The 18315-nt window shown below is 58.1% G+C and carries 12 protein-coding genes; 1 reads left to right on the plus strand and 11 read right to left on the minus strand.

What is annotated here, in order from left to right; translation table 11 throughout:
- Window positions 1-144 precede the first annotated feature (144 nt).
- From FVF58_RS04100 to FVF58_RS04140, 8 genes are all read right to left on the minus strand, one after another.
- Window positions 145-1845: a methyl-accepting chemotaxis protein gene (locus FVF58_RS04100; protein WP_149668641.1), complete on the minus strand. Its 1701-nt coding sequence runs from the start codon at window positions 1843-1845 to the stop codon at window positions 145-147.
- Window positions 1846-3649: 1804 nt separating this feature from the next.
- A complete protein-coding gene (locus tag FVF58_RS54095; RefSeq protein ID WP_281291135.1) occupies window positions 3650-3778 on the minus strand; it encodes a hypothetical protein in 129 nt (42 codons plus the stop codon).
- 141 nt (window positions 3779-3919) lie between these two features.
- Entirely contained in the window at window positions 3920-5383 is a 1464-nt protein-coding gene (locus FVF58_RS04115) for a class I SAM-dependent DNA methyltransferase (protein ID WP_149668642.1), read from the minus strand.
- The gene (locus tag FVF58_RS04120) at window positions 5380-6174 is read right to left on the minus strand and encodes an HNH endonuclease signature motif containing protein (RefSeq protein ID WP_149668643.1); all 795 of its coding nucleotides are present in this window, start codon (window positions 6172-6174) and stop codon (window positions 5380-5382) included. Before FVF58_RS04120 ends, FVF58_RS04115 begins: the two co-directional genes overlap by 4 nt.
- Window positions 6171-7856, minus strand: a complete 1686-nt coding sequence (locus FVF58_RS04125; protein WP_149668644.1) for an AAA family ATPase — start codon at window positions 7854-7856, stop codon at window positions 6171-6173. The genes FVF58_RS04120 and FVF58_RS04125 overlap by 4 nt, the downstream gene beginning before the upstream one ends.
- Before the next feature lie 2 nt (window positions 7857-7858).
- Entirely contained in the window at window positions 7859-9616 is a 1758-nt protein-coding gene (locus tag FVF58_RS52260) for a restriction endonuclease subunit S domain-containing protein (protein WP_223191119.1), read from the minus strand.
- Window positions 9613-12393 carry a type I restriction endonuclease subunit R gene (locus tag FVF58_RS04135; protein ID WP_149668645.1) on the minus strand — a complete coding sequence of 927 codons (2781 nt, stop codon included), beginning with the start codon at window positions 12391-12393 and terminating at the stop codon, window positions 9613-9615. The genes FVF58_RS52260 and FVF58_RS04135 overlap by 4 nt, the downstream gene beginning before the upstream one ends.
- 431 nt (window positions 12394-12824) lie before the next feature.
- On the minus strand, window positions 12825-14108 hold the full coding sequence (locus FVF58_RS04140) for a hypothetical protein (protein WP_149668646.1): 1284 nt from the start codon (window positions 14106-14108) through the stop codon (window positions 12825-12827).
- Window positions 14109-14383: 275 nt separating this feature from the next.
- Here FVF58_RS04140 and FVF58_RS04145 point away from each other — a divergent pair, with 275 nt between their 5' ends.
- A complete protein-coding gene (locus FVF58_RS04145) occupies window positions 14384-14683 on the plus strand; it encodes a hypothetical protein (protein ID WP_149668647.1) in 300 nt (99 codons plus the stop codon).
- A 664-nt stretch (window positions 14684-15347) separates the two neighbouring features.
- Here FVF58_RS04145 and FVF58_RS04150 read toward each other — a convergent pair.
- Genes FVF58_RS04150 through FVF58_RS04160 form a run of 3 tightly spaced genes read right to left on the minus strand, consistent with a single transcriptional unit; the run spans window position 15348 to window position 18288 of the window.
- Complete coding sequence (locus FVF58_RS04150; RefSeq protein WP_149668648.1) at window positions 15348-15821, minus strand: hypothetical protein; 474 nt, start codon at window positions 15819-15821, stop codon at window positions 15348-15350.
- The gene (locus FVF58_RS04155; protein ID WP_188130702.1) at window positions 15818-18067 is read right to left on the minus strand and encodes a DUF3631 domain-containing protein; all 2250 of its coding nucleotides are present in this window, start codon (window positions 18065-18067) and stop codon (window positions 15818-15820) included. Before FVF58_RS04155 ends, FVF58_RS04150 begins: the two co-directional genes overlap by 4 nt.
- Window positions 18064-18288 carry a CHC2 zinc finger domain-containing protein gene (locus tag FVF58_RS04160; RefSeq protein ID WP_246216921.1) on the minus strand — a complete coding sequence of 75 codons (225 nt, stop codon included), beginning with the start codon at window positions 18286-18288 and terminating at the stop codon, window positions 18064-18066. Before FVF58_RS04160 ends, FVF58_RS04155 begins: the two co-directional genes overlap by 4 nt.
- Window positions 18289-18315: the final 27 nt, after the last annotated feature.

Consider the following 18315-nt stretch of genomic DNA (forward strand, 5'->3'; position numbering starts at 1 on the left):
ACCATGGTGTTGTTGTCTGCGGGAGTAACGGGTGCCGTCTCTTGCTTTTTCAGCGTTGGACGACGGGGCGTGCAAACCTTCGGTGCCGACACCGACCGACAGGGTTTGGTCTCCCCGCCAATTACCCCTGATATGGGTGGCCCCCTAAAAGCTGCCCCATTCTTCTGCCTTGGCGGTTTGCGCCACCCGCCCGGGCCGTGGTGCGGACCGCTTGAAGGCTGCCGTGGCCGGCGTCTTGGCGCGCGTCGGGGCCGCCGTTTGTGTCGGCGCGACGGAACCGCTGACGCCGGCGTCGCATGAGGCGTTCAGCCTGAACATCGATACGGACGCTTTCAGATCGTTCGCCTGCGACTCGAGCGAGCTGGCGGCCGCCGCCGACTGTTCGACCAGTGCCGCGTTCTGCTGCGTGACTTCGTCCATCTGCGTGACGGCCAGGTTGACCTGGCCGATGCCCTTGCTCTGTTCCTGTGATGCTGCGGTGATTTCACCCATGATGTCGGTCACCCGTCTGATTTCGCGGGTGATCTCACGCATCTTCGCACCCGCTTCCCGTACATGGCCGGCGCCTGCCTGCACGCGCTCCACGGAATCGTGGATGAGCTCCTTGATTTCCTTGGACGCTGCCGAGGAGCGTTGCGCCAGCGAACGCACTTCCGAGGCCACCACCGCGAAACCCCGCCCCTGCTCACCCGCCCGCGCTGCTTCGACAGCCGCATTCAGCGCGAGGATATTGGTCTGAAAGGCGATGCCCTCGATGATGCCGACAATATTGGCGATCCTGTCCGAGCTGGCGTTGATGCCTTCCATGGTGTCGACGACGCGCGAAACCACGGTGCCGCCCTGCTCTGCCACCGAAGCAGCCTGCGCAGCGAGCTGGTTGGCCTGACTGGCATTGTCGGCATTCTGGGTGACGGTCGAGGTCAGTTGCTCCATGCTGGACGCCGTTTCCTCGAGCGAGGCGGCCTGCTCTTCGGTGCGCTGCGACAGGTCCTGGTTGCCCGCCGCGATCTGGTGCGTGGCGGTGGCAATCGAGTCTGCCGAAACCTTGATGGTGCCGATCGTCTGTGTGAGCTGCTCCTGCATGCGCTTCATCGAGAACAACAGGCTTGAGCGGTCATCCGGCGCCGTCTTCACCACAGCAGTCAGATCGTTATCGGCAATCCGGTTGGCGATCTCGGCGGCATAGGACGGCTCACCGCCCAGTGACCGGAGGATGCCGCGGTTGAGCAGCACCACCACAGCCGACAGGGCGCCAGCCAGTACCACCAGAATCCCCAGGCTCTGGGACAGCGACGACCGAAATGCCGCGTTGATGTCGTCGACATAGAGCCCTGTCATAAGAATCCAGTCCCACGGCCGATAGGTCACGCTGTAGGCAATTTTCGGAGAGGCCTCGGTGGCTCCCGGCTTCGGAGCGCTAAATGCGGTAAAGCCCTTGCCGTCGCGCTTGATGACAGCAACGATATCCCTGAAGAGGTAAACGCCGTTCGGATCCTTGTAGTCGTCGGCGTCCTTGCCATCCAATTTCGCGTTCGCTGGGTGCATCAGGACCCTCCGCTGCGAATTGATGATCTCCATATAGCCGTCCTCGCCATATCGCATGTTCCGGATGCGGGCCATTGCCCGCTTCTGGGCTTCTGCCAAAGGCATGACGCCGGCGGCCGCGTCGTCGCCAGAGGTCTTGACGACACTCAGGGCGATCTCCGCCGCGTGTATCAGGTCGGCCTTGCGCTCCTCCAGCCGCATTTGTCTCGTCTGGTACGCGTTGTAGATCGATATTCCGGCGAGACACAGCAAGCTCAGGATCAGCGGCAGCCAGAGTTTCTGTACAAAAGACAGTTTCATAGGATTACGAATCTTTCAGTTCGAATAATTGTAAGCAACTACATACAAACTGTATAACGGCACTTTAACCGGAAACTTCAGATAAATGAAAATGCGGGGTGCACTTCGCGGTGAGTCGATGAACTTCAATCTCACAGATAGTCCAGCCACCAAGCCGACGCCGACTGGCTCCGATCGGCGAGCATCCACAGCGCGGTTTAGCTTCAAGTTCTGATCCATACCGCGATCACGGGCCGGGTGGACATTGCGCGCCCGCTTGATGAGCGCCCGCGCGATCCGCTTTCGTGAGGGTTTCCTGCACGCGGCTAACGACGGTCCAGAGGTCGTCGCGGCAATCGTCGAAGCGGCGTGGAGAGAGAAGGTGGTTCCCGGTGATCGGCACGGGGATGGTGACGTTGGGGCGTCGGTCGCTCGCAACGTAGTGCGAGCGCTGAGCGGGCGAAGATCGTTTGTGCATCGCGGTTCAGGGTCAGGCCTGCATGCGTTTCTTCTGCTCGGGTATCAGGTCGAAGCCGTCGAGGATGCGCCGTTGATGACGTTCTGCACGAGAGGAGGACTATCAAACTAAGCCGGCAAAAGCTTACCCCTTAACGACTCTCGATCTCATAATTTATAAGTTGCCCCCAAAATTGCCCCCACCGCGACCGTGCTGCCGCGGTGGTAGCCCGATAAAGTTGGCGTAGCCGGAATCGATCGCGCCCAGCCACGCTCACTCAATACAGAACCCCGTGTGGTCACCTTGCGCGCCCTTATTCGCAGAATCCGCTGAAGATCACGAAGAATTCGTAAGCCGCTCGATCTAAGCGCCGCACGATTCGAGGTCGCCGCGCAGCGCGCGCGAACGCTCGGCAACAACTGACTACTGCTCCCGCTCATTGGGCGGCCCCCCCTGCAGATCAACATCAAGTCAGGGACGCGGGTTCGGATTCACGAATTTGGCGGTCCAGAACTGATGCTCGCCACCTTCGGCGAGGTCCAGGTTGATCTTCGATCGTGCGTTTCACTACATCGCCTACGCGAGGCGCGAGCGTCACTGTGCCCGATCTTCGTTTTTCAACAACCGCTCGGCTGCGAAGCGAAAATTCGCCGGCGGTCGAATTCGCGCGATCTAGTCGAGACTCACAACCAACCGGATTCGGCCGATACAGTTTGAAAAAGTCGCGGCGCATTGTTTTCCCATCGCTGGCAATAAATTCACCCTCTCAGACCGCCTACAAACCGCCCTACAGGCCTTGGTTAAAGGTAGAACGACCTATGAAAACCTCGCGAGATTGTCCGTCACCGATTTTTTCAACAGTATCAGCCAGTTGTAGCCGTTCGCCGTAGTGGTCGGACAGACACTTAAAACGTCGGTCCTTAACAGCGGCCCCTTGGCGTAAACGGCGACGTGATCGAGAAGTGTCTGAACCATACCGAGACAGGCGGGTCGCCAAAGTGTTTCACATACGGAGCTCGCCGCGACCGTCCAAAGAAGTACCGGTACGTTTGCACCTGATTTCTCGTCCACTCGAAGGGTTTCGTAAAATGGCCGCGGTGCAAAAATTGCTGCACATCAGTCTGTTTGCGCCTTATCCGTGGCATCAAACTCTCACGCAATCACGCACATCAAAACGCGTACTGGCCGCACTCCTGAGCGCGCCGGGAGAAGTACTGGTCAGTCTCGACGCGGATCTTCAGGAAGACCTCGACGCGCCCTCGCGTGATCGCCGCGCATCGCAATGGCGCCGAGATCGTATACGTCGTGCGATCGCGCCGCGGTCAGTCCATCATGACGCACACCCGCATCACGATCGGCCTGAGCAACTCAGTTGATGAACGTCTGGGCCGTCGGTTCGAACTCACGCGCGAGCTCTTCAGGCGTGCGTCTGGCCTTCACGAGTTCGACCATGTGCGCCCGGAATTCCGCAGCGTAAGGGGTACGATGCCCGACCATTTTCGACACCTCCTGTTCAAAAGGATATGTGTCCGTTTTCGCAGGTCAAGCTCAGTCCAATGGATCTCTGAATAGTCGGGTCGGCGGAACTGCCTAGAAAATGCCGGCAGTTGCTCTGTCCGTAGTGCTTGCAGATCGGTGTCAATCGTGCTGCTGCAGCCCGACAGCCACGTCCCGGAAAGACGCCAACGCGGCTTCTAGGTGTTCAATGATCTCTTGCTGTAGCACATCGGGTGGTGGCAGGTCATCGACGTTATCCAGGCTGTCATCCCTCAGCCAGAAGATGTCCAGACTGGCTTTGTCACGGACCATCAGCTCGTCGTAGCTGAAGTATTTGAAGCGTTCAGTTTCGGTGCGCTCGTGCCGGTTGTCCGGATTGTAGCAAGCAATGAAATCCTTCAGGTCGTCGAGTTTTAGCGTCCGAGTCTTCAACGTAAAGTGCTTATTGGTGCGCAGGTCGTAGAACCAGATCCCTTTCGTGTGAATCTGGCCGTCCTTGGGTTTGGCATCAAAAAACAGCACGTTCGCCTTCACTCCCTGGGCGTAGAAGATGCCCGTGGGCAGGCGCAGCACGGTGTGGACGTCACAGTTTTCCAACAACTTGCGACGGATTTTCTCCCCGGCGCCTCCTTCAAACAACACGTTATCGGGCAACACCACGGCAGCCTTTCCGCCTACCTTCAACATGCTGACGATGTGTTGCAGGAAGTTCAGTTGCTTGTTCGACGTGGTTTCCCAGAAGTCCTGGCGCTCGTAAGTCAGGGCCTCCTTGTCATCTTCACCTTCTTCATTGGTGAAGGTCATGCTGCTCTTCTTGCCAAAGGGTGGATTTGCCAGTACGTAATCCACCTTTTGCTTCGGCTCAGTAATCAGTGCATCCGAGCGCTCGACGGATGGTTCGCCGTCCAGCTCGCCGATGTTGTGCAGGAACAGGTTCATCAGACACATACGGCGCGTGTTGGGCACTATCTCATTGCCGCGGAAGGTCTTGTCGCGCAGAAACTCTTTCTGGCGCTTGTCCAGTTTGGCGCCCGGCCGCGTCAGCCACTTGTAGGCACCAAGGAAAAACCCACCAGTGCCGCAGGCCGGGTCGGCAATGGATTTCATCGGCTCGGGACGCACACAGGCCACTATCGCCTCGATCAAGGCGCGCGGTGTGAAGTACTGGCCCGCCCCGCTCTTGGTGTCTTCCGCGTTCTTTTGCAGCAGGCCTTCGTACAGGTCGCCCTTGGTATCGGCGCCTAGGCTGATCCAGCTTTCGGCATCAATCAGCTGCACCAACCGCGAGAGCTTGGCCGGGTCCTGAATCTTGTTCTGTGCTTTGAAGAAGATGGCGCCCAACATGCCCGGCTCCTGCCCCAGCTTGTGCAGAGTGGCGAGGTAATGCGACTCCAGCGGCTCGCCCACCTTGGACTTCAGGCTGGCCCAGGAGTAGCTCTTGGGAATATGGGTGTCGCGGTTGTAGGGCTCTTGAGCGTATTCATGGGCCAGCTTCAGGAACAGCAGGTAGGTGAGTTGTTCCAGGTAGTCGCCATAGCCTACCCCATCGTCGCGCAGTGTATGGCAGAAATTCCAGACTTTCTGGACTAGGGTGTTTGTGTTCATAAAAGAGCCTCCACCCAAGCTTTGTCGCGATGCGTGCCGATGGCAGAGCGAAGGAAGCTTGAGTATTCTTGATCAAAGGAAAGGTTTCTTTTCAGCTCGTCAATCACGAGTTGATTGGTGTTGTTGCCGGCGATAGCAATTAGGGTTGCAAGTGTCTGCCAACGGCTTCGTTTGCTCTCGGGTGTGTTCCATTCGTTGAAGCCAAGCTGCTTGATCGTGTAGTCCGCACGCTGGGATTCCCAAGTACCGTCCGGTGCCGCGGCCTTGACCTCACCATCAATGCCGTGCGCCAACAGTTCGCAGTCGGCCTGCACACAAGGGTCCAACAGCCTAGGTGACTCGGCGGCCAGCGGCGCCGCCGACACTTGGCAACGGTGAGCCTCGTCCTCAATGGGAAATTCGTTGGCCTTGCCGTGCAATGTGTCAGCTTCATCCTTTTCGGGCCGATTGCAGCGCTGACAGGAAAGGCGAAAGTTCGACCACTCATACGCCAACCAGTAGTAGCCAGAATGGCCGGCCAGTTTGATGCCATCCACCGTGATGCCGAGCTTGGGACGAAAGTGATCCACATCTAACGGCGCGCGTGGATTCTTAGCCTCACAGTACCAGCATTTGTAGCCACTGAAGGCCGCCAGCCATTTCTTGAGCTGGGTCCAACTGCCGTGCTTCGTGATGTAATCGGACCGCTGCTGATGGGTAGCGAGCATACCGACGGCCGCAACCCGGCTCTTGTAAACGATATTCCAGCGCGACGGCAGATGCGGGGGCAATGGAATGATGACGACTCTCACCGTCGCCCCTCCTGTAAGCTGCGAAGCAGGCTTTGCACCAAGGCATCCAAGGCCTTTTGCTTGTTTTCGGGAGTGACGATGGCACCCTCGATGGACGCATCTGATGTCAGATCGAATCTAGCCCGCAGATATTCCTGCTCGAGTCGATCACGCGCCGCGAAATTGAAGTCCAGCCCTTCCAGACGCTGACGGATTTCAGTCAGCGTTTTCCGTTCCACATCGCTTAGCGTGGCTTGCGTAGACAGACGATGCAAGGCGAGCAAGTCTTCGTTGGTAGCCTTGTCTAGGCTGGAGCCCAATCCGAACATGTCGCTAGTCACTATGCCGGCGAACCCCATGCCTTTTGGGTCCACGGCCGGGTTCTCGGCGTGAACTGTGCGTGTTCCGGGCTGGCGGTACAGGATCTGCACCTGCTCCTTGACCAGCTCGGCAATGGCCAAGGGGTTATGGGTGGTAAGTACGACATGGCTGTTGTCCTGCCCCTCGCTGTTTTGCCCCACAAAAGACTTCAGGTAGTTCAGGTATTCCACGCACCAACGGGGATTGAGGTGCGTATCAGGCTCATCGAGCAGGAAGAGGCTTTCGTTTTCGGCCGTGAAGCGCAGCAAACCCAGCACGGTGAGCAATTGCTGCTCGCCTTCGCTCAATTCACGAAAGGTCACACTGCCATCGTTCTTTTTCAGGCGAACGCGGATGCGCACCTCCTCAATCAGTTCGGAGACGTATGTGCTTTCCAAATCACGAAAAAACTGCGCTGGTGTCTGATTGCCGACCAGGCGGCGCAGCGCCGCAATATCCTTCACATATAGGTATTTGAATTGCAGCGTTTCTTTATTCCAGATCGAAGTTGAAACACGGCTGGTGAAGTCGACCGGTGCCAAAGCGATGTCATAGAGCCGCGAAAGGAAATCGCGCACTACGCCACGTGCGTTCCAGAAGCGTGGATCGCCATCGGGAGCTTTCGACTTCCACGGTGGTTGGCGCAACACGAACAGCACCGACTCAATACCCTCCTCTGGATCAAGACCAAGATGATTGTCCAGAAACCCCCGAACCACGTCCGACTGTTGAATCAAAAACGCCAGCAACACGAACTGGCTGTGCACCGGCATGGCGTAGAACAAACGCTTCAGGCCAGGGTCTTCGCCATTGCGCAGTTTGCTGTCATAGCTCTCCAGATAAGGGCGAAACACCTCATGCATACGCGTGCTCTCGCCCGAGTAGTAGCTGAACACATAACGTGGCAGGTACTGCCCTTCTGCCCTCAGGAACGCGGACAGCTTAAGCTTGTTGCCGGGTGGCTGTGGGTCGACGAGATCGAACTCCGGCAAGCTATGAACGAGCTTGGCCTGCCGGGCCTGCACGTCGGTAGCAACGTGAATGATGAAGGGTTCTTTCTCACGGCCCGGGTCAGCATCAATGTGGATATGCAGTGTGGCATCGCCGCTGCTCATGCGATAGGCGAGTCGGAAGGCGAACGCCGGCGTGCGCTTTTTGACGATCAGGTCGCGGAAAATGATAGCCAACGCTTCCAGCACATTTGACTTGCCAGTGCCGTTCCAGCCGATCACCACCGTCACCCAGTGGTCCTGATCAAAGTCGATGGTGACGTTCTTAAGGTTCTTGAAATGTTGCCCCGGGCCGGCGTCGGCGCTGCCAATGGTGAGTTTATCCAGACGCATGGTCAGGTCGCCAACAGCTTCAACCGGTCGTGCAACTTACGTCCTTGTGTGTCAGTCACGGCCTCCACGGCCAAGCGGCCGGACTTGTCCAGCTCGCGCAGCTCGGCATAGAGCGCTTCGATTTGTTCAGTCTGCGCGCCATCGGCAACACCGCACCGGCGAAATGCCTCTTGCGCCGGCAGCCAGTCGCCCGCCTCGGCTAGCACATCAATCAATTTACTCACCACGGTAGCGATCCCCTTCCGTTGCTTGGCTTTCTGCATCTTGGGCTGCTTCGCACGCTCTGCCCGCTCGGCACGGATGCGCTCCAGCAACAAGCTGGCCGACTCGTCGTTCGTGTCTTGTGGCACCAGTTGGCCGGAGAAGGCAGCTTTGAGGATATTTTTGCGTTGAGCGGCAGATTGCTTCAGGGCTAGTTCAATCGCCAACCTTTGCGCTGCGGCCTCATTGTCTGCCGCGTCAACCAGGCTCATGATCAACGACTGCTCGTCGATCGGTGGCACCGGAACAGCGAGGCCAGTAAAACGCCCAAGGCTGACCTTCTTTTGCGCGACACCTTGCGTCATCGGTTCAATCTGGCGTTGCCCAATGTGTGAATTGATCACCGACTTTAAGAAGTGCGGGTTCATCAGCCCGTCCCAGCATCGGATCTTGATGCAATCGGCAGTGATGATTCCGGGCGGCTGGTCATCGGGGTAAACATCTGCATCCCCGGGTGGCTCACCCATTTTTGTAACCAATACGTCACCCGCAGCAACGCTGTGAGCACCGAGCTCCTCGGCCTTTTCGGGCGTCACGTATTTGGTGTGTGCCCCACCATAGTTGCCTGACCGAATGTTGCGTACGAAAACCAAGGGGACACCAGCTTCGCGGTAATCCGGCACTTTTAGGTTGCTGCCGAAGGGACCAATCGAAAGGCTGTATCGCTCGTCAGAGGCGATCTGCTCAACACTCGCCCACACCCACCCCTCTGGCAGTTGCGGCAAATCGCTGATATTCGGCTGCACCGGATCGGGATATTTTTTCTTCCAGTCTTTGGGCAGGGTTTTGCCTTGTCCGTTGAACTTGGCGAGCTGCTTGGCTTCCCAGCGGGCACGGCGTTTGGCAAGGGTGCGTTGCAGCAGTTGCGCACCGGTTTCGGTGGGCTGATGCTGCTCGCGCCACTCGGCGGTGAGCGCACCCTCCACGGCGGATTTCAGCAGTGACTGGCGATATTGCCCAAGCTTTTTCTGCGCGGCCTGGAGTTCGGCCACGCCGGCATCGAGGTCAGAGAGCAGTTCTTCGAGTTTGGCGATGATGCGTATTTGCTGGCTCGATGACTGCAAGATGAACTGAAAAGATGAAACGTCTTTTGGCCTGACCGCTGGATACAGGGCACCCTGTACCGCGTCACACATGGCCTCAATGAAGCCATCGGTCTGTACGAGGCCAAACAGAAATTCCGGCTTGATCCATTTTGATCGCAATACATGAAAACCGGTTGAACCAATAGCGCCATCCAAGTCCTCTGGAATCAACGCAACAGCGTTCAAGTTTGGTCTCGTCATCGATACCACAACGTCCCCGGCCCTCAATACCTGCTTTGCTCGGTTTGGAGCTTCACTTGCCGGAATAGTTTTAGGGCTGACGACCTTCTTGGATTCACGGTCGACACTACTAATGTCTATGTATATGAAATCGCTCGTTGCCCCAGTTTGCTCGACCGGCTCTGCAGCAACTTCGCCGAGTGATACCAACAGATCAGGATGCATATCACTCACGCCACCAACTCCTCGTTCATTTCATTCATCAGCTCGTCGAACTGCTTGCCAAACAGGCCCCAGGCTTTTTGCAAGCCGCCCTTGTCGGCTAGTTCGGCGTAGTCAAAGTCATCGCGGCTGATGGAGCACGAGCTAGCGATGTGGTCCTTCATCAGCCGCAGCCACTCGGTTTGTTCGGGGGAGAAGGCCGTGGCGCGCTGCGCGTTGTGGCGGAAGATCCACTCCTGAAAGCGCTTATCCACCTGCTCGCTGAAAGGCTTAAGCTCGGCCTCCATTCCCAGCGCAAAGCGCACCAATGACACCAGATCGGTGAGCTGGCGCTTGCTGTCCCCACCTTTGATCCGGCCAGCCTGCACGCGGACGTAGGCGCTCCACAAGCGTTCGGTGGTGAGCATCAGCGGCGGGCGGCTCAAATGCTCGTGCAGCTCTTCGATCATGTCGAAGGTCAGTTGGCGGCGCTGGTAGGGCTGCTGGTAAAAGAAGCTCAAGGCGGCAATCTCGTCTTTGTGCTGCGCGATGTAACTGACAAAGCTGTCAATCACGGCCTTGGCTTGTGTTTCAGCTTGCTCGCTGAAACCGGAGAAAGTGACCTGATCGAGGTTAATGTGGTCGATGATCTGCTCGCGTTCACGGCGGGCGCCTTCGATCTCGTCACGCAACTCGGGCTTGTCAAACGGTCCGCAGGCGGCGGCCACGCGCTCGGCGCGAGCAGCCTCGATTTCTTCAGGCAACAGCGTGTCTTCGTTGCGGGTGATGCCTTTTCCCCGAGCTGTGGTTAGCGCCGCAGCGACGATGGCGTCGGGGTCGAGTGCTGCAATCAGGCCCTTGCCCAATTCAGCCACGGTGATCCCGCCCGAAGCCTTCTCGATGCGCGCCTGGGCTTTGACATCCAGTTGCTTGGCCAGCCGCACCAGCCGGTTAGCCAGCGAAAGCACCGTGTCGTCATCGCGGCTACCCATTGCCACGCCTTGCAGCAGGTCTTTCAACGCGACGCCAGGTTTCTTCTCCAGCGGGCGGCTTTCGGTTTTCAGCGACTTTTCCACGCCCACAGCGTCGATCAGCACGAAGCGGGTTTTGGCGCCATCGGCACTGTTGCTGACACGCTTGAGGCTGTCACCATCCAACGAGCGCACGCCACGACCTTTCATTTGCTCGTAGTACCCTTTGCTGCGCACATCGCGCATGAACAGCAGCACTTCCAGCGGTTTCACGTCGGTACCGGTGGCGATCATATCCACGGTGACCGCGATACGCGGGTTGTAGTCATTGCGGAAACTGGCGAGCACGCTGTCGGCGTCTTCCTCGGCGCGGTAGGTGACCTTCTTGCAGAACGCGTTGCCCTGAGCATAAGCCTCGCGCACGATGTTGATGATGTCGTCGGCGTGGCTGTCCGTCTTGGCGAAGATTAGTGTCTTTGGCGTTTCCTTACGGGCCGGGAAAATCTGCATTTCCACGGCGGTTTTCATGGCCTGGATCACTTGTCTAATCTGGCTGACGTTGACCACGGACCGGTCCAGCTCTTTACCGGTGTAGGCGATGCCTTCTTCGGTTTCACCCCAACGCTTTTTACGCGTTTGCCGGTCGCGGTGATCCACCCACTCTTTGGCCTTGACGGCGGCACCCTTCTGGGTGATTTCGGTCTCGATCTCGTAGACGTCGTAGCCAACGTTCACACCGTCGGCGACGGACTGCTCGTAGGTGTATTCGGCCACGATGTTTTCATTGAAGAAGCCGAAGGTTCGTTTGTCGGGTGTTGCGGTCAAGCCGATCAGATAGGCATCAAAGTAATCGAGCACCTGCTTCCACAAGTTGTAGATGCTGCGATGGCATTCGTCGATGACTATAAAGTCGAAGCTATCCACCCGCACGGCCGGGTTGTAGCGCACGAGCTTTTCCTGCTTGGTAGTTTGCTGCATTTCATTGAGCGACAGATCTTCGGCCGACTCGTCGATAGGCTCGCCCGAGAGAATCGAGTACATACGCTGGATGGTGCTGATGCACACCTGCGAATGCGGGTCAATACTGCTGGACGCGAGTCGCTGCACGTTGTACAGCTCGATGAACTTGCGCGCATCATCGGGTGGCGTGTACGCCATGAATTCCTGATGCGCCTGCTTGCCGAGGTTGCGGGTATCGACCAGAAACAAGATGCGCTTGGCGCCGCCGAATTTGATCAGCCGGTACACCGCGGTAATTGCAGTGAAAGTTTTGCCGGCGCCGGTGGCCATGTGCACCAGCGCGCGGGGCTTGTTCTGCGCCAGCGATTTTTCCAGCCCGGTGACGGCGCTGATCTGGCAGTCGCGCAGGTTTTGCGTGGGCAGGGCTGGCATCTGTTCCGCCAGCCGGCGGCGCAGGGTTCCCGGTTGGGCCAGCCAGGCGGCCAGAGTTTCGGGCTCGAAGAAGTGGAAAATCTCGCGGGAGCGCGGGGCCGGGTCGCTGTTATCGGTGAAACGGACGATCTGGCCGGTGGCTTCGAACAGAAAGCGCAGCGGCGAGTTGTCCTTACGCCATTTCAGGTTGGCGGTGGCGTAGCGCTCAGTTTGGCTTTCGGTTGCGGTGAGGTTTTCACCCGCGCTGTCCTTCTTGGCTTCAATGACGCCCACAGCGCTGCGATTGACGAACAATACGTAATCCGCCGGACCTGTATCCGTGGGGTATTCGCGCACGGCCACGCCCACCTTTGCCGATAGGTTGAGCTGCTTCATGTCCTGAATGACCCAGCCGGCTTGTTCGAGCTTTTGGTCGATTTGCTGACGTGCCTTTGTTTCTGGCGTCATGCGTGTTGCTCCCCATGGGACGGCGCCCCAGACTCGACCTCTGGGTGCTGCGTTGGCGCCGTAGTTTGGCTCGACCTTGACGGATAGGCCGGGTTTTGAGCCAAGTCGCAGCGGCCTATCGACCAGAACTTTTCACCGCCGGTCGATAGAAGTCTTTGATTTTCCTGGCTAAATGGTCCGCACAGTAGCCATCCACGCCCAGCCGGCGCGATTGTAGCATCGGGCCGACCACTTCTGCCATGCCCCGAACGCCACCCTCTGCGGCCTAATCGGGGACTTGGGGCGGGCAACCCCGCTCGACGGCCTTCTAATGATCTTTGACGGCGAGCAGGCGTGAGAAGACCGCGATGAGCAACCAGCGACAGCATAGGCGGCCGGATCGACCGAGGCTGGCCCTTGCGGGCGACTGTGCGACTTGCGCCGCGGAACCTCTACTCTGCGGCTTCCTCGTAGTCCTCGATTACCTCATCGGACATGCGCCCAAGATGCTTTAAATCGCCGATATCCTTGACATTGTCGTAAGACAGATACGTACACATTTCCTTCAAGGCGCGACCTTCCAAGAGCGAAAATACCGGGCGCTTTATTTCCTGTAGGACCTTCTCACGCTTCTCTGCGGGTGCGACGATGTGTAGCTTTAGATATATGTTCGGTTGCAACGCGACCAAATCCGCCATTCTTAAAAGGCCCGAGTAAACAGAAGTCGTATGTTCTACCTCGAACGCACGCACGATCGAGCGCTTTCGCAGCCAGAGGACATCGATCTGCTCGATGGTCTTCATGGTTGTAGAACCGTAACTAAGCGGCAACTCGTCTATTAGTGAGTCGGGCCCTGGTTGCCAGACTTTGAGCACGCGACTCCGGTCAGCCTTCGGCAACCAAATAGTAAACCCCATCGCAGCGCCGATCCTTGCGATAAGCCCCTGTATCTGCATCGATTCCCGTACCGACTCGCCGTCAACCGCGTCGTCCTCGTCTTCGTCTGGGACTGTGGGTACGGTCACACTAACGTCCTTGTTGTCGATTCGCTTGACCGTGTCCTCTCCCTTCCAGCGCGCTTTAACCGACGGAAGATAGAAGAAACTTGCAATGGTCCGTGCGGTCCCTTCCAAACCCAGCTGACGCATCCCAATAAGGATGATTCGGTTGGTTTCGACCATCCGGGTACCAATCGTCGCTGATTCCCACTCGAAGTTAACCGGCAATCCCAAAAACTCTATGACTGCACGGCGGTCATTCAACGAAACCATCGAAATATTTTTTACCGGGTCGTATGCAGCCAGGTAGGCACCTACTGTGTTGCCGCTAGGTCCCGTGAGGTTGTTCTTCTGGCCTGCGTTCATCGCATAGAGCTCGTCGATGAGATTCGCCTTACGCCGGGCATCCGATTCGTTTAGCACATCAAAAAGAAGTCTCCCGAGTTCCTTGTTGCTATGGAACTCGTTGAGCATACGCCGCCACGCTCCTTGTGGAACCATCACTTTTGCAATGGCCTCGCTATCTTTCCTATTCCCTTTTCCGCTGCGGTCCAGGATTCGGATAATCTCGTCGCATTCAGCATCGGACAAGGGACCAGGGGCGCTCGATAAAATGCGGTCATCCCAAAAATTGCGGACGCGCTGGCTCAGTTGTCGCCATACCTGATCCTTTTGTTCCGCATCATACAGGGACCGAAACTCTTGGATCAAAGCAGAAATATTTTGGGGCTTGGTCATGCAATGCTCCTGATGCATTTTTATTACTCTTGCCGCAACCGGCACCCTGTTAACTCGTATCGGACTGCAGTGGGCTGCGATTTTCGCGCACCTTGTGGATTCTGAACAACGCACAAATATTCACGCCGCCTGAAAAAGATTCCCGCTTGTGCCGTGATAGCCAGTTACGCACGCTTTGCAAATCTATTCACGAGCTTATCGAGCAGAGCTACGTGCCGCGGCAGTGTGCCCGGGCGACAGGTGCGCATATAGCGCAGCCCGATTTTTAGGTCCGAATGGCAAAGCACTTCGCGAACTGTGTTCAGTTTAGCGCTGAATATCAGGAGACGGCGGGTGAAGACGTGACCGTGGCCATGCTAACGATAGTTTTCAATGCCGGCCTGTACCAGTACCCCGGCCCACCCCGTCTTGATTTCGGTGATCGGTTCGCCCGTCGCGCTGGCAAACACGTGAACTGGATGCGCGAGCGGCTCCCATTTCTTCAGCGTATCGAACCCTTCGGCGTTCGGCGGGATGCGGCGCGTCTTGTCTCCTTAGCCGTGCTACGCCGCATGGTCACCACGCAGCCTTCATGACCGATATCGGTCCAGGTCAGTGCCACCATGCCCCCGGCCGTATGCCAGTATTTAGCCTAATCATCAGGGCCGGCAGCAGGTAGGCGGTTGTTGGTGGTCGGCGCATTCTGGCGCACCGCCGGACTGCCTTAAATGTGGGTCAATTCTGCGCGGACATGAACAAGGTTGCCGTGCGACGGTCCCCCTAGCCTTAACCCTAGTGAGGTACAAATCGTCGACCTAATCGGAAATGAAAAAAGGGCTACAGACCGAAATCTGTGACCCTTTGATTTTCATGGTCGGGGCGAGAGGATTTGAACCTCCTACCACCATCCAAGGGTGCGGCTTCTCCGAGCGCTTCAGCATCACGCAAGGCGGGTGATTGCCTACCCCCTCGCTTTTTTTCGCGGCCGTAAAAATTGAGGCTCCGCCACGGTCACGGACCAATTGGCCTAGCGATTCGATGCCCCCTACCCCTGCATGGAAGTACGGCAACGGCCCAATAAGCAAGCCGCTGCGCCGTTCGGGGCAATCGATTGGCGCTCTCGATCGCGGGCCGTCCCAGCGCCACCAATCGCGCGATAGCGCGCCGGGTCACTAGTCGCGCGGCGTGCACCTTACGCCGCGAACATCTCCCAATCGAATCGCTGCGCCCATCCGTACCAGGCGCGTGTCCGAATAGTTGTTAGTCACAGTCCCATGTGCGCCGATTCAGCACTTCACGCGCATCCCGTTCCGCCTTTAGCCCGGTGATGCGATCGTGAAAGTGGCTCAGGTTCGGTAGCAAGTCCGACAAGGGGCCGCGCACGGCGCGCTCCATCACGTCATCAAAGATTTTGTGCGGCCAGCCTTCGAGCGCCGCCAATTGCTCGATCATCGCCAACAGTTCGGTACGCATACGCTGCACGTCATCTGCCGACAAATACGGCCCCCACGGCAAATACACGCCTCCGTTTGGGTCGATCAGCGCGCCGATGCTATCGGCGGGGACGCCCGCCGCTGCCTGCAAATGCGCGACAATCGCCGATTTGTGCGCAGCGATCTCGGGTTTGATCGTCGCAATAGCGCTCGCCGGCCCCTTCATTTTCACGACATCCCCATTCAAGCTCAGGCGCACACCCATCGTCTGTGCCTTGCTCAAAATCTGCCCGGCGTTCATACGCGATCCTCCGCTTCGTCGTCCGTCATGAAATGGCCTTCGCCGTGGATTTCCGCCGCTGTATCCGCTACTCCGCTACCTGGCTTACCTGACAAGGTTTTCGGAGTAGCGAAATGATTTTCCGATCCGCTACCGCTTTCCGTGTATCCGCTACTCGCTACCTCCTGCGACACTTCGCCCGCCAATGCCGAGAAAGCAGCTGGTAGCGGATTTTGAACGTGGGTAGCGAATTGCAATTTCGCCGTCGCTACCTCCAAATGCTCGCCGACATTGGGCGGTAGCGGAGTAGCGGATACAGGGGTGCCAAGATAACGAGAAAAAGCGTCCTGGAAGTGCTCTATCCTGTAGCCCCTGCGAACGTCCCCATAGCCGAATTTGATGCTGATGGTTGAGATGCCGTATTCACCTAGCATCTGTGAGAGTTGGCGAGGAGTCATCGGCTTGCCGCGATTCAACGTCGCCCACGGCTTCTCCTCGTCATCACACAAATTGATCAACAGATCGGCGGACGAGATGCGCTGTAGGTGCCGCATCTCGAATACTTCTTGAATATCGGTCAGCAGTTCGGCACCGGAGCTTTGGGACTGCCCTGCGTCCCCCGACAGCTTAAGCGCCGCCTGCCGTGCCATCTCCGGCCACGCACCGCCCGCTACCTCGGCAATCTGTAGCAGCGGCTCCCAATTGTCGGCGGCGCGGTCGTGCAAGGCGTCGGGTATGACGGGACGGGCAGCACGCACGGCCTCCGCGCTATCGACTGCCCAGCGCGCCAGCTTCGCGCGCAGCACTTCGAACATGCTGGGTTCGGCATGGCGAAGCTTGTCCACGTGCTCATGCGGCAGCTTGCGGCGCAATTCCAGCGTTATAGAGCGATCCATGATTGTGTCGGCAAGTTGTCCGATACCGGCAATCGCCTTCGCACCCCAAACGCAAAACTGTTTCGGCGCGTGATCGTCACCCACGAGCCGAATTACATAGGCGCCATCCCTCGTGTGCCCGCAGTTAAGCAACCCGCGCAACTCCTCGTTTTCGCGCATGAAGGCGTCCGCCTCGTCGATCAGCAGGGTCGGCGCCAACGCTTCAATAACGCGAAACAGGGCGGCGGGAGTGATATTGCTGGCGGGCAGCGGGCGGCTCGATAGTCGCCCCATCAGGGACAGCAGTTGCGACTTGCCGCAACGCTTTTCGGGGGCCGTGATGGCTGCGATAGGGGCAACGCCCACGGACTCCATCAACCATGTCATCGCGATCCAGAGCGCGGCCCCGCACGCGGTCGCCTTGCCGCACACGATAAAGCGATGCACTACGCGCACAATTTCATCGAGGAGCGCCGCGCCATCTACCGGCGCATGCCACAGTTCCACGTCTGCAAAATGGCCATCCGTGGTGCCGTCCTCCTTGCGCGCCGCCGCAACAAGCTTGTCGAGCGTCGAAACCTGCGCCCCCATGCGCTTCGCTTCTTCCTTGCGCACGCGGTCGTACTGCATCGGCTTGAGAGCAGCCAAACGCTCGATTGCATGCTCGTCTGACTCGCCTTCCGTTTCCGCTGCGGTGCTGATGGTCTCGACGCGACTCTCCGGCGGCGCGCTTTTCGTCGGCAGTGCCAGTACATCATCGGCGTTCGGCATGCGGTCGTGAGTCTCTGTAAACGCCTCGATCCAGTCCATTACGTCGCCCTTGCGCGGCAAACCCATAGCGGCCACATCGAGCCGCTCTACAGTGCATCCCAGCGCTTCCAGCGTGGCCGTTACCTCGTCGGCGTACTTCGTGCCGGATTCGTCATAATCGGGAAAAATCAGCACGCGACGGCCAGCCATCCAAGCCCAGTCCGCGGCGCGCGCGCTCGTCGCGCTACCGCTGGTGACACCGACGAAACGGCCCGCACCGATCTTCGTCAGTGCGTCCGCTTTCTGCTCACCCTCGGGCACAATCAACAATGCATCCGGCGCAGCCATCGCCTCGGGCACCCCGTACAACAGCTTCCCGCCCGCCTGCACGGGCTCCTCCTTTTTCCAGCAGCTGCCGTCCTTGTAAAACGGGCGAATAAACTTGTCGTAACCCTTCGGTTTTGTCGGGTCCGGTTTGTGCATCCGCACGCGCGCATGACGAATCGAGCAATCGGCGGCGCGGTACAGGTGGAAACCGACGAGCTCAAAGCCCTTCTTGATTTCGGACTCGAACAGCTTGCGTGCCGCCTTCTCCCATTCGTCTGCGCCGAGGGCCTCATGAATATCGATAACCGTGTTCATTGGCCCTCCCATGCGCCCAGCTCGCGTGCCGCCTGGGTAAAAGACAGACCGCGGACACGGCGATACAGTTCGAGCGAGTCGCCGCCGGCTTCGCCGCAAGCGAAACACTTCCAGTTACCGCGTTCCAAGTGGATAGACAGGCTCGGGTTGGCTTCACCATGAATCGGGCAGCGAACCTGCGCATATCCCGACGCATTCGGCTTGGTAGTTTCGATGCCCATTGATGCCAGCACAGCGATTACAGATGG

The sequence above is a fragment of the Paraburkholderia panacisoli genome, from assembly GCF_008369935.1.
GTDB lineage: Bacteria > Pseudomonadota > Gammaproteobacteria > Burkholderiales > Burkholderiaceae > Paraburkholderia > Paraburkholderia panacisoli.